Source organism: Christiangramia portivictoriae DSM 23547, assembly GCF_000423045.1.
GTDB lineage: Bacteria > Bacteroidota > Bacteroidia > Flavobacteriales > Flavobacteriaceae > Christiangramia > Christiangramia portivictoriae.
Genome location: NZ_AUHF01000001.1, coordinates 445,937 through 469,881 on the forward strand (window position 1 = coordinate 445,937; position 23,945 = coordinate 469,881).

General features: G+C 40.4%; 23 protein-coding genes. 18 read left to right on the forward strand and 5 right to left on the reverse strand.

What is annotated here, in order from left to right; translation table 11 throughout:
* Positions 1 to 78 precede the first annotated feature (78 nt).
* The 3 genes from G529_RS0102155 to G529_RS0102165 all read left to right on the forward strand — a co-directional run bounded on the left by G529_RS0102155 (position 79) and on the right by G529_RS0102165 (position 5,391).
* Positions 79 to 3,057 (forward strand): SusC/RagA family TonB-linked outer membrane protein, encoded by a 2,979-nt coding sequence (locus tag G529_RS0102155; RefSeq protein ID WP_026913967.1) that lies wholly within the window; start codon positions 79 to 81, stop codon positions 3,055 to 3,057.
* Positions 3,058 to 3,067: 10 nt separating this feature from the next.
* On the forward strand, positions 3,068 to 4,393 hold the full coding sequence (locus tag G529_RS0102160) for a RagB/SusD family nutrient uptake outer membrane protein (protein ID WP_026913968.1): 1,326 nt from the start codon (positions 3,068 to 3,070) through the stop codon (positions 4,391 to 4,393).
* A 101-nt stretch (positions 4,394 to 4,494) separates the two neighbouring features.
* Complete coding sequence (locus G529_RS0102165) at positions 4,495 to 5,391, forward strand: DMT family transporter (RefSeq protein ID WP_026913969.1); 897 nt, start codon at positions 4,495 to 4,497, stop codon at positions 5,389 to 5,391.
* 45 nt (positions 5,392 to 5,436) lie between these two features.
* Here G529_RS0102165 and G529_RS0102170 read toward each other — a convergent pair whose 3' ends face one another.
* Both G529_RS0102170 and G529_RS0102175 read right to left on the reverse strand, forming a co-directional pair.
* Entirely contained in the window at positions 5,437 to 7,503 is a 2,067-nt protein-coding gene (locus G529_RS0102170) for a M16 family metallopeptidase (protein WP_026913970.1), read from the reverse strand.
* 20 nt (positions 7,504 to 7,523) lie between these two features.
* On the reverse strand, positions 7,524 to 8,846 hold the full coding sequence (locus G529_RS0102175) for a M16 family metallopeptidase (RefSeq protein WP_026913971.1): 1,323 nt from the start codon (positions 8,844 to 8,846) through the stop codon (positions 7,524 to 7,526).
* 165 nt (positions 8,847 to 9,011) lie between these two features.
* Here G529_RS0102175 and G529_RS0102180 point away from each other — a divergent pair, with 165 nt between their 5' ends.
* The 4 genes from G529_RS0102180 (at position 9,012) to G529_RS0102195 (ending at position 10,767) form a co-directional block, all read left to right on the forward strand.
* Positions 9,012 to 9,476: a DUF4199 domain-containing protein gene (locus G529_RS0102180; protein ID WP_026913972.1), complete on the forward strand. Its 465-nt coding sequence runs from the start codon at positions 9,012 to 9,014 to the stop codon at positions 9,474 to 9,476.
* A 117-nt stretch (positions 9,477 to 9,593) separates the two neighbouring features.
* Positions 9,594 to 10,085, forward strand: a complete 492-nt coding sequence (rplU, locus tag G529_RS0102185; protein ID WP_026913973.1) for a 50S ribosomal protein L21 — start codon at positions 9,594 to 9,596, stop codon at positions 10,083 to 10,085.
* Between the two features lie 25 nt (positions 10,086 to 10,110).
* Positions 10,111 to 10,371, forward strand: a complete 261-nt coding sequence (gene rpmA, locus G529_RS0102190; protein ID WP_026913974.1) for a 50S ribosomal protein L27 — start codon at positions 10,111 to 10,113, stop codon at positions 10,369 to 10,371.
* Between the two features lie 102 nt (positions 10,372 to 10,473).
* Positions 10,474 to 10,767 carry a TIGR03643 family protein gene (locus G529_RS0102195; RefSeq protein WP_026913975.1) on the forward strand — a complete coding sequence of 98 codons (294 nt, stop codon included), beginning with the start codon at positions 10,474 to 10,476 and terminating at the stop codon, positions 10,765 to 10,767.
* 70 nt (positions 10,768 to 10,837) lie between these two features.
* On the opposite strand, the gene G529_RS0102200 is transcribed toward G529_RS0102195, so the two are convergent.
* A complete protein-coding gene (locus G529_RS0102200; RefSeq protein ID WP_026913976.1) occupies positions 10,838 to 12,064 on the reverse strand; it encodes an LVIVD repeat-containing protein in 1,227 nt (408 codons plus the stop codon).
* Between the two features lie 144 nt (positions 12,065 to 12,208).
* On the opposite strand from G529_RS0102200, the gene miaB reads away from it, so the two are divergent.
* From miaB to groL, 7 genes are all read left to right on the forward strand, one after another.
* Complete coding sequence (gene miaB / locus G529_RS0102205) at positions 12,209 to 13,654, forward strand: tRNA (N6-isopentenyl adenosine(37)-C2)-methylthiotransferase MiaB (protein ID WP_026913977.1); 1,446 nt, start codon at positions 12,209 to 12,211, stop codon at positions 13,652 to 13,654.
* Between the two features lie 62 nt (positions 13,655 to 13,716).
* Positions 13,717 to 14,982, forward strand: coding sequence for a sigma 54-interacting transcriptional regulator (locus G529_RS0102210; RefSeq protein WP_026913978.1), 1,266 nt, complete (start codon positions 13,717 to 13,719; stop codon positions 14,980 to 14,982).
* A 3-nt stretch (positions 14,983 to 14,985) separates the two neighbouring features.
* Positions 14,986 to 15,492, forward strand: coding sequence for an LPS assembly lipoprotein LptE (lptE, locus tag G529_RS0102215; protein WP_026913979.1), 507 nt, complete (start codon positions 14,986 to 14,988; stop codon positions 15,490 to 15,492).
* Positions 15,492 to 16,367, forward strand: coding sequence for a hypothetical protein (locus tag G529_RS0102220; protein WP_026913980.1), 876 nt, complete (start codon positions 15,492 to 15,494; stop codon positions 16,365 to 16,367). Before lptE ends, G529_RS0102220 begins: the two co-directional genes overlap by 1 nt.
* 2 nt (positions 16,368 to 16,369) lie before the next feature.
* Positions 16,370 to 16,699 (forward strand): preprotein translocase subunit SecG, encoded by a 330-nt coding sequence (gene secG, locus G529_RS0102225; RefSeq protein WP_026913981.1) that lies wholly within the window; start codon positions 16,370 to 16,372, stop codon positions 16,697 to 16,699.
* A 150-nt stretch (positions 16,700 to 16,849) separates the two neighbouring features.
* Positions 16,850 to 17,125 (forward strand): co-chaperone GroES, encoded by a 276-nt coding sequence (locus G529_RS0102230; protein WP_026913982.1) that lies wholly within the window; start codon positions 16,850 to 16,852, stop codon positions 17,123 to 17,125.
* Between the two features lie 98 nt (positions 17,126 to 17,223).
* Positions 17,224 to 18,864 (forward strand): chaperonin GroEL, encoded by a 1,641-nt coding sequence (gene groL / locus G529_RS0102235; RefSeq protein WP_026913983.1) that lies wholly within the window; start codon positions 17,224 to 17,226, stop codon positions 18,862 to 18,864.
* A 47-nt stretch (positions 18,865 to 18,911) separates the two neighbouring features.
* Here the strand turns inward: groL and G529_RS0102240 are convergent, their stop codons facing one another.
* A complete protein-coding gene (locus G529_RS0102240; protein ID WP_026913984.1) occupies positions 18,912 to 19,382 on the reverse strand; it encodes an SRPBCC domain-containing protein in 471 nt (156 codons plus the stop codon).
* A 72-nt stretch (positions 19,383 to 19,454) separates the two neighbouring features.
* On the opposite strand from G529_RS0102240, the gene G529_RS15380 reads away from it, so the two are divergent.
* A complete protein-coding gene (locus G529_RS15380) occupies positions 19,455 to 20,936 on the forward strand; it encodes an SLC13 family permease (protein WP_035695398.1) in 1,482 nt (493 codons plus the stop codon).
* Here G529_RS15380 and G529_RS0102250 read toward each other — a convergent pair.
* On the reverse strand, positions 20,933 to 21,973 hold the full coding sequence (locus G529_RS0102250) for a helix-turn-helix domain-containing protein (protein ID WP_026913985.1): 1,041 nt from the start codon (positions 21,971 to 21,973) through the stop codon (positions 20,933 to 20,935). The two genes, G529_RS15380 and G529_RS0102250, sit on opposite strands and share 4 nt — an antisense overlap.
* A 294-nt stretch (positions 21,974 to 22,267) precedes the next feature.
* Here G529_RS0102250 and G529_RS16460 point away from each other — a divergent pair, with 294 nt between their 5' ends.
* The 3 genes from G529_RS16460 to arsS all read left to right on the forward strand — a co-directional run bounded on the left by G529_RS16460 (position 22,268) and on the right by arsS (position 23,944).
* Positions 22,268 to 22,444, forward strand: coding sequence for a hypothetical protein (locus tag G529_RS16460; protein WP_157514517.1), 177 nt, complete (start codon positions 22,268 to 22,270; stop codon positions 22,442 to 22,444).
* A 64-nt stretch (positions 22,445 to 22,508) separates the two neighbouring features.
* Positions 22,509 to 22,844: an arsenosugar biosynthesis-associated peroxidase-like protein gene (locus tag G529_RS0102260; protein WP_026913986.1), complete on the forward strand. Its 336-nt coding sequence runs from the start codon at positions 22,509 to 22,511 to the stop codon at positions 22,842 to 22,844.
* A 44-nt stretch (positions 22,845 to 22,888) separates the two neighbouring features.
* Positions 22,889 to 23,944, forward strand: a complete 1,056-nt coding sequence (gene arsS, locus G529_RS0102265) for an arsenosugar biosynthesis radical SAM (seleno)protein ArsS (protein WP_026913987.1) — start codon at positions 22,889 to 22,891, stop codon at positions 23,942 to 23,944.
* Position 23,945: the final 1 nt, after the last annotated feature.

A 23,945-nucleotide genomic window follows, 5' to 3' on the forward strand; every position in this document is an offset into this window, starting at 1 on the left:
AACAACCCTTTGGCTAAAAAGTCAATTATCTAGTTAAAAATACCTTATATTGTTAATGTAACCATAAACACATTAATTATGAGGCAATTTTGTTTGATATCTCTCAGGTTAATTCTTTTCCTGCTTACCCCAGTCGTCCTCTGCGCACAGGAGGTGCTGGAAGGTAAGACTATTAACGAAGCCACCGGTGAAGTGGTGCCATTTGTTAATGTCATCGAGAAAGGAACCACCAATGGGACCACCAGTGATTTTGATGGGAATTACAGCATCAGTGTAGCTTCACTTCCCACGACTTTAGTCTTTTCTTACCTGGGATTTGAAACCCAGGAAATCAGAGTGACCTCTAATTCCCCCATGACGATCCAGTTTGTGCAATCTTCAGCTACCCTCGATGAAGTGGTGGTTACAGGGTTGGCAACCTCAGTAAAAAGAGCGAACGCGGCGAATGCCGTGTCATCCCTCTCTGCAAGTGAAATATCAGGTAGAACGCCTCCTCCAACGCTTGATGGAGCATTATATGGAAAATTCGCCGGAGCCACAGTAAGTGCCAACTCAGGTGCTCCTGGTGGAGGTTTATCGGTCAAACTTCGTGGTGCGACCTCTATTCAGGGGAATACACAGCCACTTTATATTATCGATGGGGTTTATATAGACAACAGTTCGATTGCGGCCGGCCTTAACATCGTTTCTGCAGCCGCCGCCGGTGGTAGCGCCTCCAACCAGGACAACCCCTCTAACAGGATCGCAGATATCAACCCTGAAGATATTGCTAATATCGAAATTCTAAAAGGTGCATCTGCCGCAGCGATCTACGGTTCCAGAGCCGCCGCCGGGGTGGTCATCATCACCACTAAAAAAGGTAAGGCTGGAGAAACTATTTTCAATTTCTCCCAGGCTACAGGCTGGACAGAAGTAAACAACCTTTTGGGTCTTCGTGATTATAATGAGCAGCGCGTACGCGATAGCTTTGGAGATGATGCCGCAGTAAGCTTCCTGGAAGCCCAGCAGGAAGGAAGGCTTGTGGATTATGAAAAAGAGATCTTCGGAGAAAAAGGACTTATAAGTATCACGAACTTCAGTATGAGCGGAGGTAGTGAGAAAACCCGGTTTTATACCGGTATCACACATAACGATGAGGAAGGTATCGTTAAAGGAACAGGTTACAAGAAAACTTCGCTTCGATTGAATCTTGATCACAGACCAACCGACTTTATCAAGCTTGGACTAAGTTCCAGTTACGCACATTCATCTGCGAACAGAGGTTTTTTCAATAACGATAATTCAGGAACCACCATTGGGGTAACGCTTACCGGAACCACGCCATGGCTTGAACTTTTTCCGAATGAAGATGGGGTCTATCCAGACAATCCAGCTGGGGCTTCCAATCCTCTGCAAACCAGAGACCAGGTTCGTAACAATGAAACCGTGAATAGATTTATTGTTGGTGGAACTGCCAATGTTGATCTATATACTGCAGAAAGCTCTAATCTCGAATTGATCCTTCGCGGAGGTCTTGATTTCTACGGACTCAAAACCAGGGCGATATTCCCAAAATCTTTACAATTTCAGAAGCCATCGAATGGTGGACTGAATGGGGTTGCGGTTCAGGGTGATACCCAGAATAAGAATTATAACCTTTCAGCTTTCCTGGTGCATAATTATTTTACCGGAAATGATCTGAACTTTCGTACTCAGGCCGGTGTAACCCGGGAGAACTTTGACAGGAATACTCAATTGATCTCAGCTACCGGACTTGTTGCTTCTGAAACTAATGTTGATCAGGCCGCAAATACTGGCGTGAATCAAACAAGATTGTTGCAGGAAGATTCTGGTTTCTTTGTTCAGGAAGAGGTGAATTTTCAGGATAAAGTAATCGCAACGGTAGGTCTTAGAGGTGATAAATCTTCTAACAATGGTGATGCGAATGAGCTATATTACTATCCAAAAGCATCTGTCGCTGTAAATCTCAACGAATTTGGATTCTGGAACGAAAACAGCCCATGGAGCCAGTTCAAACTAAGAGCTGCATACGGAGAGGCTGGAAATTTCCCGCCATTTGGAGCTCTTTTTACTTCTTATAATACCTTTTCTACAGATGGATTGCTGGGGATTAGTTTGATTGGAGTACGTGGAGATCGTGATCTTGAGTCTGAGAGACAAAAAGAACTTGAGTTTGGTACTGATGTTAGCTTCTTCAACAACAGGCTTAACTTTTCTGCCACCTATTATATCAAAACCATCGAAAATCTTATACTTCAGGCTTCTCTCGAACCTTCAACTGGATTTACCAGTGAATTTGTGAATGCCGGGGAATTAAGAAACCGTGGTATAGAATTGACTCTTGATGCAGTTCCTGTGGCTACAGAAGATTTTACCTGGAATCTTGGTGTAAATTTCTATAAGAACACTTCAGAAATTACCAGGCTTGATGTAGATCCTTTTAATATTGGAGCATTTGGAGCAACCCTGGGAACCTTCAGAATTGAAGAAGGATCGAGCGCTACTCAAATCGTTGGGATTGGACCAAATCCTGGTGAGAACGGATTTCAGAAGTTTGGAGATGCCGAGCCAGATTTTCAAATGGGTTTTAACTCCCAGTTGATCTATAAGAATTTTGATCTATCCTTTGTATGGCAATGGAAAAATGGAGGCGAGAATGTGAATCTTACAACCTTGTTGACAGATCTGAATGGAACCAGTCATGATTATGATACCGTAGATCTTGATCCAGACGGTCAGGTTGGAAATGGACCATATAGGGTGAGTCAGTTAGGATCTTCCGCTGAGGTTTTTGTAGAAGATGCTTCTTATTTAAGAATGCGTGAGCTTGGTTTATACTATAATATTCCTGCGGAAGTTTACGACGATTTCCTAAATGGCTCGATCGATAATATCAAACTTGGATTCTCGGGAACCAACCTTATCAACATTTTTGATTACAATAGTTACGATCCTGAAGTATCCAACTTTGGAGCAAACGGAATTTTTACCGGGGTTGATGTTACGCCATTCCCTTCTTCTAAAAGATTTCTTTTTCACTTAGCAGTTAATTTTTAATACGTAGATGATGAAAAATACATTAACTAAAATATTCATACTCTTCTTTTTAATTAGCGGTTTTCAAGCCTGCGACGTTGAAGAGTTTTCAGATCTCAATAACCCGGAAGTAGATGCTTTCAGGGATAATCTCACCAGGGGTGATCTTCAGGATCTTGTTGGCGGTGTGCTCTACAGTATGCGTGTTAGACTTGGTACTTACTACGATGATCTTGGGGTAATAGGCAGGGAATACTGGAGATTTTCCAGTTCAGATCCGCGATTTACTGCAGATTTACTAGGAAAAGAGAATGCGGTACTGGATAACAATACTTTTTATATTACCAATCCATGGGCAGCCAGGTACAGAACTGTGAAAAACGTCAATTTAATTCTAGAATTCATAGATGGCCAGGACGTTTCAGCTCAATTTACAGACTTAGAGATTAGCGCTACCAAAGGTTTTTTAAAGACCGTGAAAGCTTATGAATTATTGCTGAATTTAAATCTAACTTACCAGAATGGGATTAGAGTTGATGTGGCAGATGAAAATAATTTAGGGCCTTTCCTGGGTTATGACGCAGCATTGAGTGCGATACGGGCTTTACTTGATGAGGCAGCAGCAGATCTTCAAAATGGTGGCGATTCGTATCCATTCACCCTTACTTCAGGATTTGCAGGCTTTAGTAGTCCAGGTTCATTCCTGGAGGCAAATAAGGCGATAGCAGCAAGAGTAGCCGCATATCAGGAAGATTTTCCTGCGGTTCTGGATTACCTGGAAGATAGTTTCCTTACTCTGGATGCTTCCATGCTTGATGAGGGTATTTATTACAACTTCAGTGCAGACCAGACAGATATTTTAAATCCAATGTTCTTTCCAGTAGAGGCTTCTACTGCGGGAGCAAGGATCGTACAGCCAGATTTTGTAACCGATGCCGAGGAAGGCGATGAGCGACTAAATAAAATAGCCCAGCGAAGTGAATCCCTTACCTTTGATTTTCTAACTGGAGATTACGCCGTTTTCAGGTATACTTCTAATATCGATGCGATCCCGATTATCAGAAACGAGGAATTGATCCTTCTTTATGCGGAAGCAAATATTTATCAAAATCCTTCTGAAGCTGTTGCAGCTTTGAATTTGATCAGAAATTCAGCAGGACTGGATGATTATGATGGTGATTCTTCTGAAGCGTCCCTGATAGACGAGATGCTTATGCAAAGAAGGTATTCCCTGTTCGCTGAAGGTCATCGCTGGCTGGACGTACGCAGGTATGATCGTTTGGATGAGTTGCCTATCGACAGGGAAGGGGATGATGTATTTGAGCAATTTCCTATTCCGCTTACAGAAAACCAGTAAGTAACCTTTATTTCAGATAAAAACCATCCTGTTTTGCAGGATGGTTTTTTTATGCTTTCATAACATTTAAAAATTATCTTCGTCGCTCTAAAATTTCAGGTTTGAAAAACATAAAATGGATCTATCTCATCATTCTCTCCATTGTGTGGGGTAGCTCCTTTATCCTTATCAAAAAAGCACTTGTAGGATTGAGTCCTTTACAGGTTGGATCTTTCAGAATCATATTTGCTGCGCTGTTCCTGATATTCGTAGGCTTCCGAAGTTTGATGAAACTGAATGCTAAACAATGGAAATGGATCATAATTTCAGGTTTTCTGGGTTCCTTCTTTCCGGTTTATTTTTTTGCTTTTGCTGAAACCGAAATCGACAGCGCCATCGCTTCCATCTTGAATGCAACCACCCCATTACTAACGCTGATCGTGGGAGCTGCTTTCTTTCGGGCTGTAGTTACACAGAACAAGATCACCGGCGTGATTATTGGCCTGCTGGGAACCTTCGGACTCATCCTTAGCGGGGCGAGTATCAATCCAGATCAGAATTACTTTTATAGCTTGCTGGTGATTATGGCAACGGCATGTTATGCTGTAAACGTGAATATTCTCAAGACTAAAATGAGTGATATAAGTCCGCTTGGAATTACCGCAGGAAACTTTTTCGTGCTTTTATTCCCAGCATTTCTGATCCTTTATTTTTCAGGATTTTTTGATCTGGAGCCTATTACTACTGAAGTTGAATTATCCTTGGTCTATGTGGGCATACTTGGAATCATAGGAACAGGGGTGGCAATGATCATTTTCAATAAATTGATACAGATCTCAGATCCTGTATTTACTACCTCAGTTACTTATACTATTCCGGTTGTTGCGCTTGGATGGGGAATGTTGGATGGAGAGGTCTTTAGTTTGTGGCAAATAGTCTCAGCAATGGTAATCCTGCTGGGTGTATTCATAGTGAATCGCTCAAGAAATATCATCAGAAGAAGAAACAGCACCGAATAAAAAAAGCCCCGTTTCCAGGGCTTTTATACTCTTCAGAAGAAATAATTATTCTACAGAGAAATCTGCATCTTCGACTCCTTCGTTCACCATAATCTCTGAAACCTTGAATTCAAAAGATTGTGGTCCCATACTTTGTGAGATAGTGAAAGGAAATTTCACTCCTTTTACTTCCTGGTAATCACCGTAACCTGTTGGGATGCTCATTGTTTGTCCTCCCTGGCTAACTGTTTTCACCGACTGTACTTTTAGTCCGCTGTCTACAGCATAGTAGTTCTTTGTAGTAGCATCTGCACTCACAACGTAAGCGTCTTTACCATCTACCTGCTCGATTCCTTCGATTTTAGCTTCACCAACAGTTAATTCTGGAAAAGCATCAGCATCAGCTTTCGCAGCTTTAATCTGGTCTTCGTTGTATGGCATTTTCTGTCCCATCTGCATTACGAAGCCTTTCTCACCATTAAATACCTGCTTGCTTACAACCTGACCACCCATAGTTACTTCCTGGCTTAATTTTCCAGCAGAAGTTCTGGTCATGTCAAGTCCAAGTTCTCTTCCCTGAACATTTGCACTGGCGATCATTTTTACAGTTTCAATACCTTCAACTGCCTCACGACCACCAATAGCGTCGATATATTTGTTATATACCTTCTCAACGCTCATATCAGCATCAACTTGTTTTTGCTCTGGCTTTTCAGTTTTCTCACCAAACCTGTTGTAGTAGTTGATAGGGTAAGTTTTGCCATTATAGGTCATCTTCTCCAGATTCTCCAAAACATCTGCACCTTTACCGGCGATCACGATTCTTGAATTATCTGCAAGGAAATACTTCTTGGCAACACGTTGAACGTCTGCTTTAGTAACCTTATCAATTCTTTCCAGGTACTCTTCGTAGAAATCATCATTAAGGTCTTCAGTCTCAATTTCCATAGCGAAATTTGCGATTGTTGAAGGCTGCTCCAATGAAAGAACGAAATCTCCGGTGATCTTAGCCTTGGCGTTTGCCAGTTCCTGATCTGTTACCATCTCGTTTCTCATTTTGTAAATCTCGTCAAGAAATGCCACTACAGAGCTATCTGTAACTTCATTTCTCACACTGGCACTGGCTACGAAAGTTGAAGCATATTTGTCATTCCCGGTGCTTGAGTAAGCTCCGTAAGTATAACCTTTGTCCTCACGAAGGTTAAGGAATAATCTTGCTTCACCACCACCACCAAGAATCTTGTTAGCTACAAGAACCGGGAAGTAATCGTCATCTTTTTTCTTAAGATTGATTGTATTTACAAGGGCTATTTCAGACTGTACAGCATTTGGCATATCAACAAAGTTGATCTCTGTTTGCTTTACATTAGATACCGCTGGCATTTTAGCTTCCGGAGTCGCTTTCCCTGTCCATGAGGAAAAGTTCTTTTTCACAAGATCTTTTACGTCATCTTCATCTACATCTCCAACAACTACCAGGTAAGCGTTCTTTGGTGAAAACCATGTATTGTAATAAGATTTCACATCCTCCAGGGTCACTGCGTTTACAGTTTCTTCCGTAGAGAATTCACCATAAGGGTGATCTTTCCCATATGCCAGTGCAGAGCGGACTCTACGAGCGTTGAAGGAAACATCCTTTTCACTGCTTTTTAGTCCGTCGATAGTTCTTGCTTTAGACTTGTCAAATTCTTCCTGGGTAAATTGTGCATTGATTATCCCATCTGCCATCAAGGCAAGCACATCAGGGAAGTATTTAGATAGGGTATTCGCATTCGCACCACCAGCATAAAAATTTAGACGTGCCCCAAGAAAATCAACTTTTTCGTTGAATTCATCTTTAGACATGTTCTTGGTTCCGGTCCCAATAAGGTCACCGGTAATTCCGGAAACACCTGCTTTGGCACCTTCAGCATGAGGAGCGTTATCAAATCTAAGAGACATGGCAACTCGTGGTAATTTGTTGTTTTCCACGATCATTACCTGCATTCCATTATCAAGCTTGAAGGTTTCAGGTTCGTCTACATTTACTTTAGGAGCAGGACCCGGTTCGGGCATCTGGCTACGGTCAATCTGAGCTGAAACTCCAACAGTTAGCGTTGCAAATGCTGCCAGAGTTAGTATATTTTTTCTCATTTTTTTCAATTTTTTAATTATTATTCCGGCTGTTCGCTGGCTGGTAAATACTCAAGCACTACTCTCTGGTTAGGCTTTAGGTATTCTGAAGCAACTCTTTTGATGTCTTCTCTGGTGATATTTCTGTAAATATCGATTTGATCGTTGATAAGATCTGTATCTCCATAAAGAAGATAGTTTCTTGCCAAAGAGTTTGCGATTCCTGCAATGCTGGAATTCGAGTTTACAAAGTTGTTCTCTGCTTTGTTCTGTAGCTTCTGAAAATCTTTTTCAGTAATAAGCTCACTTCTAAGTTTAGCGATCTCTTCTTCAATTTCAGTATTCAGAGTTTCCAATTCTGTTTCACCCTGAGGAATACTGAAGATAAGATACATCCCGTAATCTTCCTGCTCTAAATTGAAAGCTCCAACCTGAAGTGCCTGCTTCTGCTCATCCACAAGTTTTTTGTAAAGTTTCGAGCTGTTACCGTCACTAAGGTAATCTGAGATCATGTTTAGTACATAAGAATCCTTTTCAGTAAAAGCCGGAGTTCTGTATCCAATTACTGAAGCCGGGATCTGGATGTTGGAGTCATAAGACTTGGCATTGATCTGCTCTGTAATTGGCTCTTCTTTTGGGAAATCTCTGGTTACTTCATCTCCTGAAGGAATTGGACCAAAGTAATCCTCGATCATCTTTTTAGTATCATCGATCTTGATATCACCAGCAACTACCAGTACAGCGTTGTTAGGAACATAATATTTATCGAAGTAAGCTTTGAACTCATCTAAAGTAGCCGCATCAAGATCCTCCATATAGCCAATGTTTGGATCTTTATAAGGATGGTTTTTGAACATGTTCTCCTGCATTGCTGGTAACAGGTTGCCATAAGGAGAATTGTCCATACGCAGTCTTCTTTCTTCTTTTACCACTTCATTCTGAGTGTCCACACCTTTCTGTCCAATGATTGGGTGTAACATTCTTTCAGATTCCATCCACAATCCTAATTCAAGATTGTTGGAAGGAAATACTTCGTAATAGTAAGTTCTGTCCTGGCTGGTGTTGGCGTTGTTGCTACCACCATTGGAACTCACGATTTCGAACCACTTTCCATTTGGAATGTTCTCGGTTCCTTCGAACAACAGGTGCTCGAAAAAGTGAGCCATCCCGGTTCTGCCGTCTTCACGGTCTTTTCCACCCACATGGTACATTACAGATGTGGTTACAACAGGAGCAGAGTTATCCTTGTGCAGGATCACGTGCAACCCGTTGTCTAAATCATACTCAGTAAATTCTACTTCCTGAGCAAATCCTACGATTCCAATCATGAAAAAGCAGAATAACAGTCCTAGTTTGTTAATCATTTTTTTAAGGTTTTTCAATTGCCATTATTAGTTTGTGTAGCTCGTGAAAAGTTACAATAAATTCAGCTTAATATGCAGATTGTGCGGAATGTGTTAAAATTAACAAGCTATTAAGGCAATAAACGCGGTATTTTTAGGAAATTTACGATCAAAACCAACATTGCTATGGGTAAATTCAGTATTCCTATTAAATACGGTGTGGCTGTTGCCGCCGGTCTTATTGCTTATTTTCTAATTCTTTCACTTTTCGATGCTCACAATCAACCAATCTACAGCCTATTCAATGGTGTGATCATGGCGTATGGTATGTTTGAGGCGGTTAAACATTACAGACTGCATAAAGGGAATAAATTTAAATATCAAAAGGGCTTTATGGCCAGTTTACTAACGGGCTTCAATGCTACTATTATATTTACGATCTTTTTCGGTATTTACGCTACGGAAATAAATCCAGGGTTCCTGGATGAACTTATCACGGTTTGGATTACAGATTACAATACCAGCATTGGAGTTGTTTTATTTGTAGTTGCCGTCATGGGATTTGCTACGAGCCTGGTACTAACCCTGGCATACATGCAGTTATTCAAAGATTCATGGAACACTAAAGAGGCTAAAAAGCATACTTTATAGTCTAAGCCGAAAAAAACAAAAACCTTTGTCAATTAATTAATTAGAATTATATTTGCACCCGCTTGCGTGAAAACGGAAGTGATTTTTATTAAGTATTTATATAACTAATTATACGCTATGTACGCAATTGTAGAGATAGCAGGGCAGCAATTTAAAGTTGCAAAAGACCAGAGAGTTTATGTGAATCGCCTGGCAGGTAAAGAAGGAGACAGTATCTCTTTTGATAAGGTACTTCTTACTGCAGATGGAGATAGCATTACTGTTGGCGCCCCGGCTATAGAAGGAGCTTTGGTTGGAGCAAAAATCAACCGTCACCTTAAAGGTGAAAAAGTAATCGTTTTCAAAAAGAAAAGACGTAAGGGTTACAGAACCAAAAATGGTCACAGACAAGCACTTACTGAAATTCTTATCGAAGGTATCGATCTTAAAGGTGGATCTAAATCTACTTCAGCCAAGAAAGAAGAGCCTAAGAAAGAAAGCAAAAAAGAAGAATCTTCAAACGATCTAAGTCAGAACACAGTTGCAGAGCTGAGAGAAATGGCTAAAGACAAAGGTGTTGAGGGATATTCTTCAATGAAAAAAGCAGAATTAATTGCTGCATTAAGCTAGTGTAAACTACTAAAAACGAAATAAGATGGCACATAAAAAAGGAGTTGGTAGTTCCAAGAACGGTAGAGAATCAGAATCGAAACGTCTAGGCGTGAAGATTTTTGGTGGACAGGCTGCTGTTGCGGGAAATATTATCGTAAGACAGAGAGGTACTGCTCACCGTCCAGGTGATAACGTATACGCTGGAAAAGATCATACTTTACACGCTAAAGTTGACGGACTAGTGAAATTCACTAAGAAGAAAGATGATAAATCTTATGTTTCTATCGAGCCATTTGAGGCATAGGTAGATTCAAATTTATATTGGAACCCTCTCCAGAAATGCAGAGGGTTTTTTATTTCCTATTCTTAAATTGTTTAACTTTACTTTTAAATAAATAAACAAAACATGATCGCAGAAGAATATGATTTGGATGAAAGACAGATTGATCGTATCATTTCAATGGCATGGGAAGACAGAACTACCTTTGAAGCCATTGAGTTTCAATTTGGATTAAAAGAAGACGAGGTTATCAGGTTTATGCGCGAGCAGATGCATCCAAGGAACTGGAGAAAATGGAGAGCCAGAGTGCAGGGTAGAAAAACAAAACATGAGAAGCTGAGAAGTGATGATGTTAGCAGGTTTAAAAGCAAAGCTCAGCGTCATATCACCGGTAACAGAATTAGTAAAAAGAAATATTAATCCTTTCTACAGAAACAAAAAATCCCCGGGCAGCGGGGATTTTTCGAAAAACCAAACAAAAAAAGGGTGATCAATTCAAAGAGAATGTACTAATTAAATTAACCTCATTACCCTTATAGGAATATTGGGAAAGTGTATTATCCCCGATCATTAGCAGCTTGTCATCAAGAGGAATGACATCATAGGTGTTAATGTTCGTAAATTGATCTACAAGACTAAGATCGGGGGTGTTTTTAGTGTCAAATATTTTCAGTCCTTCATCGCCATCACAAACGAAAAGCCAGTCATCCTTGACGCCCAGGCCATATGGATTGTTCATCTCATAGCTATTTACAATTCTGGGATTGCTCTTGTCTGCAACATCCACGACATCCAGTTGATTAAAATTTTGTCCGCAATTATTGCCGCCACGAATGGTCACGTAAGCGTAGTTGTCTTTCACTACCACTGGATCGCATCCAAGTACGTGTTGAAGAAACGAGACCTGTTGTGGAGATTCTGGGTTTGCCAGATCGTAAATATACATTCCAGTCGAGCTTCCAAGATAAAGGTGATCCTGATAATGGAAAATCGTTTCTATGTCCCAGCCGGCATATTCGCTGCTAAGTTCAACCGGGTTGGAAGGATTGCTTATGTCTATTACAGAGAGTTCGCTCTCTTCAGCTATGTAAAGCAATTCTTCACTTATGGTAAACCTGGCCATACTTCCGCCGATACCAGATCCACCGCCGTCTGCTTCTGAGAAGAAAGGCTCGTTAACAAGATCACCTCTTGCATATTCTATTTTTCGGGACTCGGTGATATAGCCTATAATGACTTCAGTAGTATAATCAAAGTTTTCAAAGTCGACAAAACTTACCTGTTCTGGTGGATTGCGATAGTAATTAGGAAAAATGTCTTTGACCCTGCCAGCTTCTTTAATAGCACTCATGTCACTAAGATCGAAAACGACCAGGTCCATCCCGTTATTAGCATAGAGCATGTTATTTCTAATCGCTACATCAGTATTACGAGGGATTTTTAAAAACTGAACTTTTACAGGGTTAAAAGGATCGGTATTATTGATTATGTGAACACCTTCGTTTTTGTCATTGATGAATATATAGTTCTGCCAGGCGTAGATCTTTCCCGATTCCTTGATTTCCCTGGGAGCCTGAATTTCTACAGAAGCACGAAAATCAGCGATGGACTGAGTTACGGGTACTGCAACCGTAGTAAACTCATCATCACTATCCTCCTCACATGAAGTGAAGAGGAAAAGTGGTGATAATAGTAACACAAAAAGTAAATTTTTCATGTGTAATTGTGGTTAGGTATCAGTTAGATGCTACACTTTCGAAAAGGTTGCGTAGGATTTAAGAAAATTTTTTCTGTCACTTTGTCAGAACCTTGTTTAGTTCTATCTTTGCCTTTCTAAAAACCTAAAGGCTGGTTTAGATTTATGGAGAAGACAATAGATGAGAAAAGACAGGGGAATTCATTAGTAATGGAGCCTAAGGCTGAAAACACCCGTAAGCTGTTTATTGAGAGTTATGGTTGCGCGATGAACTTCAGTGATTCTGAAATTGTCGCTTCCATTCTTAGTAAAGAAGGTTTTAATACTACCCAGAAACTGGAGGAAGCAGATCTTGTGCTGGTAAATACCTGTTCAATTCGTGATAAAGCAGAGCAAACAGTAAGGAAAAGACTGGAAAAATACAATGCCGTTAAAAGAATAAATCCCGGGATGAAAGTGGGAGTTCTGGGTTGTATGGCAGAGCGGCTTAAAAGCAAATTTCTTGAAGAAGAGAAGATCGTGGATATGGTCGTTGGGCCAGATGCCTATAAGGATCTTCCAAATCTTGTGAGTGAGATCGAAGAAGGTAGAAGTGCCATGAATGTGCTTTTATCCAAAGAGGAGACTTATGGCGATATTTCTCCGGTGAGGTTGCAAAGCAATGGGGTTTCGGCATTCGTATCGATTACCCGCGGTTGTGACAATATGTGTACTTTTTGCGTGGTTCCTTTTACCCGAGGTCGTGAACGCAGCCGTGATCCTCAAAGTATTCTGGAAGAGGTGAACGATCTGGCAGCTAAAGGTTTTAAAGAGATCACATTGCTGGGTCAAAACGTAGATAGTTATCTATGGTATGGGGGCGGACTCAAAAAAGACTTTAAAAATGCTACTGAAATTCAAAAGGCGACGGCGACAGATTTCTCACAACTTTTGAAACTGGTGGCAGAAGCACATCCTAAAATGAGAATCAGGTTCTCCACCTCAAATCCTCAGGATATGACGCTGGATGTGATCAAAATGGTAGCAAAGTATCCAAATATTTGTAATTACCTGCATTTACCAGTGCAGTCTGGAAGCAACCGAATTCTGAAGGCGATGAACAGGCTGCACACCCGTGAAGAATATTTTGAGCTTATTCGAAATATCAGGGAAATGATCCCAAATTGCGGGATTTCTCAGGATATGATTACCGGCTTTCCAACAGAAACCGAGGAAGATCACCAGGATACCTTATCCCTGATGGAGGAAGTTGTCTACGATTTTGGTTATATGTATGCTTATTCTGAAAGACCTGGAACTATGGCTGAAAGAAAGCTGGAAGATGATGTGCCTCAGGAAGTCAAGAAAAGACGTCTTCAGGAGATCGTAGATCTTCAGCAGAAACATAGCAAACAGAGAACCAAACGATTCTTAGGTGAAATTACGGAAGTATTGATCGAGCGGGAATCTAAAAAATCTGATCAACACTGGAGCGGTAGAAATTCACAGAATACGGTAGTGGTTTTTGACAAGGAAAATTATAAGATCGGTGATTTTGTAAACGTAAAAATTAAGGACTGTACCAGCGCGACTCTTATCGGCGAGCCTGTGGGGTATAGTGATAATAACTAACAATTACGATGACATTCTTTTGATGAATACTGAGGAATGTATTAATAATACTGAAATTTTAAATGGAATCAGTTCAGGCAATTAAACAGCGCTTTGGCATTATTGGAGATGATCCAAAGCTAAACCGTGCAGTAGAAAAGGCAATCCAGGTTGCGCCCACAGATATTTCAGTACTTGTTACCGGAGAAAGTGGTGTGGGGAAAGAAAGTATTCCGAAGATCATCCACGCGCTTTCCCATCGTAAACATGGGAAGTATATCGCAGTGAACTGTGGAGCGATTCCTGAAGGTACTATCGATAGTGAACTATTTGGACACGAAAAAGGAGCGTTTACAGGTGCAACTCAAACCAGAAGCGGTTATTTTGAAGTAGCCGATGGTGGAACGATCTTTCTTGATGAAGTTGGGGAATTACCATTGCCTACTCAGGTGAGACTGCTTCGGGTGCTGGAAAATGGGGAATTTATAAAAGTAGGTTCTTCAAAAGTACAGAAAACCGATGTGCGAATTGTGGCGGCTACGAACATCAACATGTTCGAGAACATCAAGAAAGATAAATTCCGGGAGGATCTTTATTATCGTTTAAGTACGGTGGAAATTGCATTACCGCCATTGAGAGAAAGAAAAGGTGACATCCATTTACTTTTCAGAAAATTTGCTTCAGATTTTGGTTTGAAATACAAGATGCCTACCATTAAGCTGGATGATGATGCTGTTGATTTGCTGCTGAAATATCGATGGGGAGGGAATATTCGCCAGTTACGAAATATTGCAGAGCAGGTTTCCGTTCTGGAACAGAAGAGAAATATTAGCGCAGAAGAACTTCGACAATATCTTCCGGATATTGGGAGTAATTTACCGGCGGTTATTTCAGATAAAAAGAAAGAAGGAGATTTCAGCAATGAAAGAGAGATTCTTTACAAGGTACTGTTCGATATGAAAAGCGACCTTAATGATTTGAAGAAATTAACGCTGAAGCTGATGCAGGAGGGAGACAGCCAGCAGGTTCAGGATGAGAATGAAGGTCTTATAGAAAAGATCTACGGGAGCAGCGGTGATGATATAGATGAAGCTGATATTGATGAGGATGAATTGAATGTACTGCAAATTCCGCAACAAAATTCTTCTTCACCAAGCCAGGAAGAAAAGGATAAATATTATTTTGCTGAAGAGATCGAAGAGGAAGAAACCCTTTCACTTCAGGATAAAGAGTTGGAGCTTATTAAAAAATCGCTGGAAAGACACAGCGGAAAACGTAAGGCAGCAGCAGAAGAATTAGGAATAAGTGAACGAACTTTATATCGAAAGATCAAACAGTATAATTTATAATCAATGACAAGATTTCTGAGTATTATCACGGCATTACTGGTGACTTTGAGCTTATCTTCCTGTATGTCCTATTCTTTTACAGGAGCCGATACGGGAGATGCTGAAACATTCCAGGTAAATTTCTTCCAGAATAATGCAGATCTTGTAGAGCCGGGTATTGACCGTGCATTCACGATCTCTCTGCAGGACCTTATTCAGAATCAAACAAGCTTAAGTCTTACCAATACGAATGGCGACCTGATCTTTGAAGGGGAAATCACGCAATTTTACGTGGCGCCTATGTCTGCCACAGCTGAAAATACCGCTGCGCAAAGTAGACTGACCATGGCGGTAAATGTTCGATATTACAATACCCTGGAGCCAGAAAAGGATTTTGAAAAGCGTTTTTCATTCTATTATGATTACCCGGCACAGCAACAATTGATAGGAGCGAACCTGGAGACTGCGCTTGACGAAATTTATACAAGAATTACTCAGGATATATTTAACGCGGCGCTTACCGACTGGTAATGGAAAAAAAAGCACTCATAAATTTATTGAACTCTCCTGCGGAAATCACCAAAGAACAAACGCGGGAACTGGAAATGTTGCTGGAAAAAGCACCTTATTTCCAGGCTGTTCGTGCCATACGCTTAAAAGGTTTAAAAGAGCACCAGGAGTTCAATTACAATACTGCTTTAAAAAGAACAGCGGCTTATACGACAGACCGTGATATTCTCTTCGAGTTTATTACTTCGGAAGAATTCAATCAAAATTCGATTGCCAGGCAGATCAGGCAGCAGGAAGACCGGCTGAAGGAAATGACGGTCTACGAACATGAAGAAGTTCATGGAAGACGAAGCATAGACCTGGATGATGCCATTAAGATGAAGCAGTCTGAATCTGAACTGGTAATGGACCCCTCGTTATTTGAACGAGCGAAGGTGGTCGACACCACTTCAGATGAGGAACGCAACAATGAAATTTCCGAAGATAACGGCCTTGATATAGGAAAACCTCTGGAGTTTGATCAAAAGGAATCTCATTCCTTCTCAGAATGGTTAAAATTGACCAGGGCAGAACCCATTGAAAGAGAGAACAATTCTGAAGAACCTGAAAACGAGGATCGACAGAGAAAATTTGATCTTATAGAAGAGTTCATTGCCAAAAATCCTAAGATCAAACCGGTAAAATCTGTCTCCAGAAACAATCTAGCCGAAGAATCGATGACCAGCCAGGAATCATTGATGACAGAGACCTTGGCAAGGGTTTATCTCGAGCAGAAAAACTACAAAAAAGCTATCCAGGCCTATAAAATATTAATTTTGAAAAATCCCGAAAAAAGTGGTTTCTTTGCAGACCAAATTCGGGCAATAGAAAAATTACAAGACACTAATAACGATTAAGAATGAGCACATTCACTATATTTTTAGCTTTAATAATTATCGTAGCATTTTTGCTGGTAGTTGTGATCATGGTTCAGAACCCAAAAGGTGGCGGACTTTCTTCTTCATTTGGCGGCGGTGGTCAGCAAATGGGAGGAGTAAAAAAGACAACAGATTTCCTGGATAAATCCACCTGGACACTGGCTACTTTATTACTTGTACTAATTCTGCTTTCTAATGTAGCTATCATGGATAGACCTTCAGAGGCTGGAACACGCGTTTTCGAAAGTGACGAACCCGTAAATACAGAAATGCCTGCAGCACCAGCTACTCAGACTGACAGTGAGCAGTAAATAAGAAACACATCTATATTCTGAAATGCCAGCTTATGACAAGCTGGCATTTTTTATTGCGTGATGGCAGAGAATTGGAGCTGGCATAATTTTAGAAATATGTCTCCCGTATTTGAAAAATTAATTAACCTAATAATAAAATTTAACAAAATGGGACTAAACATTAAGCCACTTTCAGACAGGGTTGTAATTGAGCCTGTTGCTGCAGAGAACAAAACTGCATCTGGAATCATCATTCCGGAAACAGCTAAAGAAAAGCCACAAAAAGGTAAAGTTGTAGCTGTTGGTGGAGGTACCAAAGATCACGAGATGACAGTGAAAGAAGGTGATACGGTTCTTTACGGTAAATATGCCGGTACTGAGCTAAAACTGGAAGGAACAGATTACCTGATCATGCGGGAAGATGATATACTGGCAATAGTATAAGTTTCACTACAATTTTCCGACATCCGTCGGAATACATAATCTAAAATTTAATAACCAATAATTCTGTAGACATCTACAGATGATTAAAAATTATAGAAATGGCAAAAGATATAAAATTTGACATTCAGGCTCGTAACGGGATTAAACGTGGTGTTGATGCATTGGCGAACGCTGTAAAAGTAACTTTAGGACCAAAGGGTCGTAATGTGATCATTAGTAAATCCTTTGGCGCTCCTACAGTAACTAAAGATGGTGTAACCGTAGCGAAAGAGATCGAACTTGAGGATCCGCTAGAAAACATGGGAGCACAAATGGTAAAGGAAGTTGCTTCCAAAACCAATGATCTTGCAGGAGACGGTACTACTACTGCAACTGTTCTTGCTCAGGCTATTGTAAAAGAAGGTTTGAAGAACGTGGCTGCGGGTGCAAACCCAATGGATTTAAAACGTGGGATAGATAAGGCTGTTGAATCTCTGACAGCAGATCTGGCCAGCCAGACTAAAGAGGTTGGTGATTCTTCTGAAAAAATTAAGCAGGTAGCATCTATTTCTGCTAACAATGATGATGTAATTGGTGATTTGATCGCTCAGGCATTCGGAAAAGTTGGCAAAGAAGGAGTTATCACTGTTGAAGAGGCAAAAGGAACAGAAACTTACGTAGACGTTGTAGAAGGAATGCAGTTCGACAGAGGATACTTATCTCCTTACTTCGTTACAAATTCTGAGAAAATGACAGCAGATCTAGAAGATCCATATATTCTTCTTTTTGATAAGAAGATCTCTTCTATGAAAGATCTGCTTCCAGTATTGGAGCCGGTAGCTCAGTCTGGTAAGCCACTATTAATTATTGCTGAAGATGTTGATGGCGAAGCTCTTGCAACTCTTGTGGTGAATAAACTACGTGGATCATTGAAGATCGCTGCAGTGAAAGCTCCAGGATTTGGTGACCGTAGAAAAGCTATGCTGGAAGACATCGCTATCCTAACAGGTGGTACCGTAATTTCTGAAGAAAGAGGATTTACTTTGGAAAATGCTACTATCGATATGCTGGGTACTGCTGAAAAAGTAGCGATCGATAAGGATAATACTACGATCGTAAATGGATCTGGAAACAATGATGATATCCAGAGTAGAGTGAACCAGATAAAATCTCAGATTGAATCTACTACTTCAGATTATGACAGAGAAAAGCTTCAGGAGCGTCTGGCAAAATTAGCTGGTGGTGTAGCCGTACTTTATGTTGGTGCAGCTTCAGAAGTTGAAATGAAAGAGAAAAAAGATAGAGTGGATGATGCACTTCACGCAACCAGAGCAGCTGTTGAAGAAGGTATTGTTGCCGGTGGTGGTGTTGCTTTAGTAAGAGCTCAGGCTGTACTTAGCAAGATCCAAACTGAAAATTCTGATGAGGCAACTGGAGTACAGATCGTTTCAAGAGCTATTGAGGCTCCGCTAAGAACGATCGTACAAAACGCTGGTGGAGAAGGTTCAGTAGTGATCAACAAAGTGCTGGAAGGCAAGAATGACTTCGGTTATGACGCTAAAACAGATACTTATGTGGATATGCTGAAAGCTGGTATTATCGATCCTAAGAAAGTAACCAGAGTGGCATTGGAAAATGCAGCTTCAGTTGCTGGAATGATCCTTACAACCGAGTGTGCACTTATTGATATTCCGGAAGATAACGCCGGAGGTGGTGGAATGCCACAAGGAATGGGCGGCGGAATGCCAGGAATGATGTAATCATTCTTCCATATAATTATCAAAACCCGGCCATGTGCCGGGTTTTTTTATGAATCATCATATTTTAGAAATTCGAAAGCTCCTTTTCTCAAATTGATGCCATATTCGAGATATGCTTTGAGACTCGCGAGAAAATTAGCCCAACCTTCGGTATTTCTGGCTAGCCACGCGATACCGTGCTCATTATTAAGCATTTCTTCCTCCTTTATTGCTAGCAGTGTCTGATCGTTTCCAATTGCTGTAAACTTAAACGTAACCGTGGTTATATGATTTTCAGCACCTTCCCAGTTAAGTACTATTATTTCGGGCGAATCAGCCTTTATCACTTTCACTTTCACCTCCATAGATTTAAATTCCGGGAACTTCCAGATGACGTGATTACCAGTTTCCAGATTTAAACTGGCTTCAGAAACAAAGAATTTGCTAAGGTCCCTGGCGTTTGCAACGGTATGGAAAACCTTTTCCCTACTTTCAGCGATCTGGATCTTTGTAAGAATGGTAAGTTTCTTCGGTTTCATTTTTTATTAAAGGCTTTATTTGAAGAATTTTGCTGAAAAGAATTATTCAATATCTTCAGCATTTTGAAATATATGAATTCTAAGGTTAAAATGATCGCGCTCGTTGCCGGGCCATTACTATTTGTTATCCTGCAGCTCTTAGGCCGACCAGATTCTATGCCGGCAGGTGCTTTCGACGTGCTTTGTATTACTCTATGGATGGCTGTTTGGTGGGTTTCAGAAGCTATTCCTATTGCGGTAACGGCATTACTGCCTATCATTCTCTTTCCATTGACTGGAGCGGTAAGTATAGATGCTACTACTGCGGCTTTTGGTCATAAATATGTGTTTTTATATTTGGGAGGTTTTATTCTGGCAGTCGCAATAGAAAAATGGGATCTGCATAGAAGAATCGCCCTGAGTATCATTAACTTCATAGGTGCAGATGTTAAGATGATCATCCTGGGATTTATGGCTGCGACCGCTTTTCTTTCCATGTGGATAAGCAATACCGCGACTTCGGTCATGATGTTACCTATTGGCACCGCAATTATTAGTCAGTTACAGGATAACCCGGCCAGCAAGGAGAATGAAAATGCTATATTTGGTAAGGCGTTGATGCTGGCCATAGCCTATAGCGCTTCCATTGGTGGAGTTGCGACATTGATTGGAACTCCTCCCAATCTCGTGTTTGCCGGGATCGTGGAAGAAATTTATGGCATTGAGATTAGTTTCACGAAATGGATCGTTCTGGGTTTACCGGTGTCGGTTGCACTGTTGCTTATTTGCTGGAAATATTTAACTACCAGAGCCTTCAGGTTTACACAGTCGGAATTTCCGGGAGGGAAGGCAGAAATTAAGCGTCTGAAAATGGAACTTGGCGGGATGAGTCTTCAGGAGAAAAGAGTTCTGGTGGTTTTTACAATAACCGCCTTTTGCTGGATTAGTAGAAGTTATCTTATCCAGCCAGTTTTACCTTTTATAGATGATACGATTATAGCGATGATTGCAGCTGTGGCTCTCTTCCTGATCCCGGCTGGAAAAAAAAACAGGAAACTGGTTACCTGGGAGGAGGCTGTTAAAATTCCCTGGGGAATTATTTTATTGTTCGGTGGAGGTATGGCACTTGCGAAAGGTTTTGGAGAAAGTGGCCTTGCGGTTTGGATTGGAGAGCAGTTAAAGAACCTAGAAAACCTGCCGCTTCTATTGTTAGTGGTTATATTAATAGCAGCAGTAAACTTTTTGACCGAAGTAACTTCCAACCTAGCTACCACTGCCATGTTACTGCCAATACTTGCCTCGATGGCCCTGGCTCTGGATCTGCACCCGTATTTTTTGATGGTAGGGGCAACCCTTGCGGCCTCCTGTGCATTCATGCTGCCAGTGGCAACTCCGCCTAATGCAGTTGTTTTTGGATCTGGTTACCTCAGGATTCCAGATATGATAAAAACAGGTATTTGGATGAATATCGTGAGTATCCTGTTACTAAGCCTGATCGTCTATTATTTATTACCGTACTTATGGGATTTCGATCCCGAAGTGATTCCGAAGAAATTCTTAAAAGCGGAAGATTAATTTTCCTCGAATTCTTCTTCTTTGATACTGGCTTTTGTTTGCAGGAAGTACTTAGGGCTAACTCCATACTTTTCTTTAAAAATCTTCGAAAAATAACTGCGGTTATTTAGTCCAATGGAAGTAACAATTTCTGAAATATTCTTTTCAGAAAGTTTCAGCATTTCCTTGGCAGCCTCCAGTTTAATGTGCTGCATATATTTGTTTACAGTAAGATCATAAACATATTTAAAGCCTTCCTGAAGTTTATTGACATTAGTTCCAGCCTCTTTCGCCAGGGTCTCTACGGAAAGATTTGTACTAAGATCGCCCTGTATTCTTTTGGCAACATAATTCACTTTTTCAATATCAGACTTTCTCAGGATTTTAGGCAAATTCTCGCCGTTCTCGTCATCCTGGTACTGGTCTATCTGTATGGTAAGCATTTCAAAAGCTTTGCCTTCAAGAAACAGATTGCGAAGAAATCCAGTGAAATCTTTTGTATTAATCTCCTCCATTAAGTCTGCCGACTTTATACTATAATTTCCCTGGTAAAAGAATTGTTTTTTTGAAACCGCATCTTTGAACAGTTCTTTCAGAGTAGGATCGAGATCTTTAAAATCATAATTGGAGCGATGCGCAAATACAGATCTAATGATTTCAAGGCTTGATACATGTGTTTTTACATCTTTCTTAAAGTAAAGAATATGGCCATCGTAACCACTGCTGCTCACTACAATATTCTGGTAGGTATCTATGGTGTGTTCCTCAGAGCTGTGTTGAAAGCAATGGCTAACAGTACCTTCTGAACAAAAAATAAACTTTAAAGGGTGAACAGTGTTTAAAGAAAAATGAATTTCAACATCCTGTGAGAATGTACAATCATAAGTGATATACCCCATGCCGGAGTCAAAACTGATCCCTCGAATAATGCCTTCACCAAATTTAGACGGGATTTCGATAAAAAGTTCGCCACTACGATTTCGTACATCTGCTTCCAGCGACTGCGCAATGTTTTGAACAATTTCATTCACTGGTAGCGTTTGAACATCAATTCTCATAAAATGATACTTATTTTTTCGCTTAATAAGTTAAGCTTTATTTAATGATAAATCTTAAAATCTACATTGGTAAAATTAAAGATTGTGTGAAAAAAATTAAGAATTAAGATTATAGAAATTATGATTTGAGCTAATGGTTCTGCGAAAAACGTTAGTGTTTAAGGCGTCTTTGGTGAAAAATCACCATTAACTCCAATTTCGCAAGCTAGGATTCAAATCGAAAATCTATGTTAAAAATTTAAGGCATATCGGTTTCACTAAGAATTTCCGTTATTTTTCAGTAAAACTATAATTATGAATAAGGATAAAGACAGATCATCACCGGTTCCAAAGGAAGATCGTGACAGTGAACAAAAAGTAAATCAATCTACAGAAACCAGGGTTCAGAACTCCGGTTCCAAACTTTGGATAGTCATTGCGATCATCGCAGTTTTTCTACTCATTATTCTTGCCATTACCGGAGTCTTATAATTAAAAACTGTAGCTTCGTTTATTACGTAATTATATATAACAACGCATACAAGAGATTAGATAGATGGCTAAAAATTATTATGACCCGGCAGACCTTAGAAAATTTGGAGAAATTACTGAATGGAGTGAGGAACTGGGAAGCAAGTTTTTTGATTATTATGGTAAGGTTTTCGAGGAAGGAGCACTTTCTGCGCGCGAAAAATCTTTAATCGCCCTTGCTGTGGCCCATGTTGTAAAGTGTCCTTATTGTATAGACGCTTACACAAGAGATGGACTGCAACGCGGCATTACCAAAGAGGAGATGATGGAGGCTGTCCATGCCGGAGCTGCCATAGAAAGTGGAGCTACGCTTGTGCACGGAGTGCAAATGATGAACAAATACAAAAAGCTAAGTATGTAAGTTTTCTGTGAACTGCAGAACTAAACACACATAGAAAACACTATATGATCACAAAATCCCTGAAGGCAAGAAAAGACGATCTTTCAAGTCCCAAGAACCAGTTAGAATTTTTAAGCGAAGGCATATTTGAAGAAGGCGAGCTACCTTATTTTAAGGATAAGATCGCAGAAACTCATCAGCTGCCGTTCAAGCCTAAAAAACTTGAAATCCTGCAGTTAAATCTTGGTTACATGTGTAATCAGGTTTGTTCACATTGTCATGTAGATGCCGGTCCAGATCGTAAAGAGATCATGACGGTAGAAACCATGAAACAATGCCTGGAAGTCATAAAAAATACCGGGGCTCATACCCTGGATCTTACCGGTGGAGCTCCAGAGATGAACCCGAACTTCAGGTGGTTCGTTGAGGAGGCGGCAAAAGCCGGGATCAGGGATTTTATCGTGAGATCCAATCTAACGATCATTCTGGCAAATAAAAAGTATCACGATCTTCCGGAGTTTTTTAAAAAGCATAATGTTCATGTAGTTTCATCCCTTCCATTCTACAAGAGAGAAAAAACCGATAAGCAGAGAGGTAGCGGCGTCTTTGACAAATCGATCAAGGCATTGCAAATGCTGAATGCGGTGGGTTACGCGCAGGAAGGTACCGGTTTGAAGCTGGACCTGGTCTATAATCCTTCCGGTGCATTTTTACCTACAGACCAACAGGCAATGGAACAGGATTTTAAAAAGGCCCTGAAAGAAGATTTCAATATTGATTTTGGCAATTTGTTTGCCATTACCAACCTGCCAATAAGCCGCTTCCTGGAATATCTAATTGCTTCTGAAAATTATGAGGATTATATGTATGCACTGGTTGAAGCTTACAATCCGGCTGCTGTTGAAAATGTAATGTGTACCAACACTATTTCCATAAGTTGGGATGGATGGTTGTATGATTGCGATTTTAACCAGATGCTGGAATTAAAAGTGAATTCCAAAGTTCAGCATATTAGCGAATACAACGAGGATATTCTGAATGATCGGAATATCATCATTTCACAGCATTGCTATGGTTGTACCGCAGGCGCGGGAAGTAGTTGCCAGGGAACAGTAACTTAAA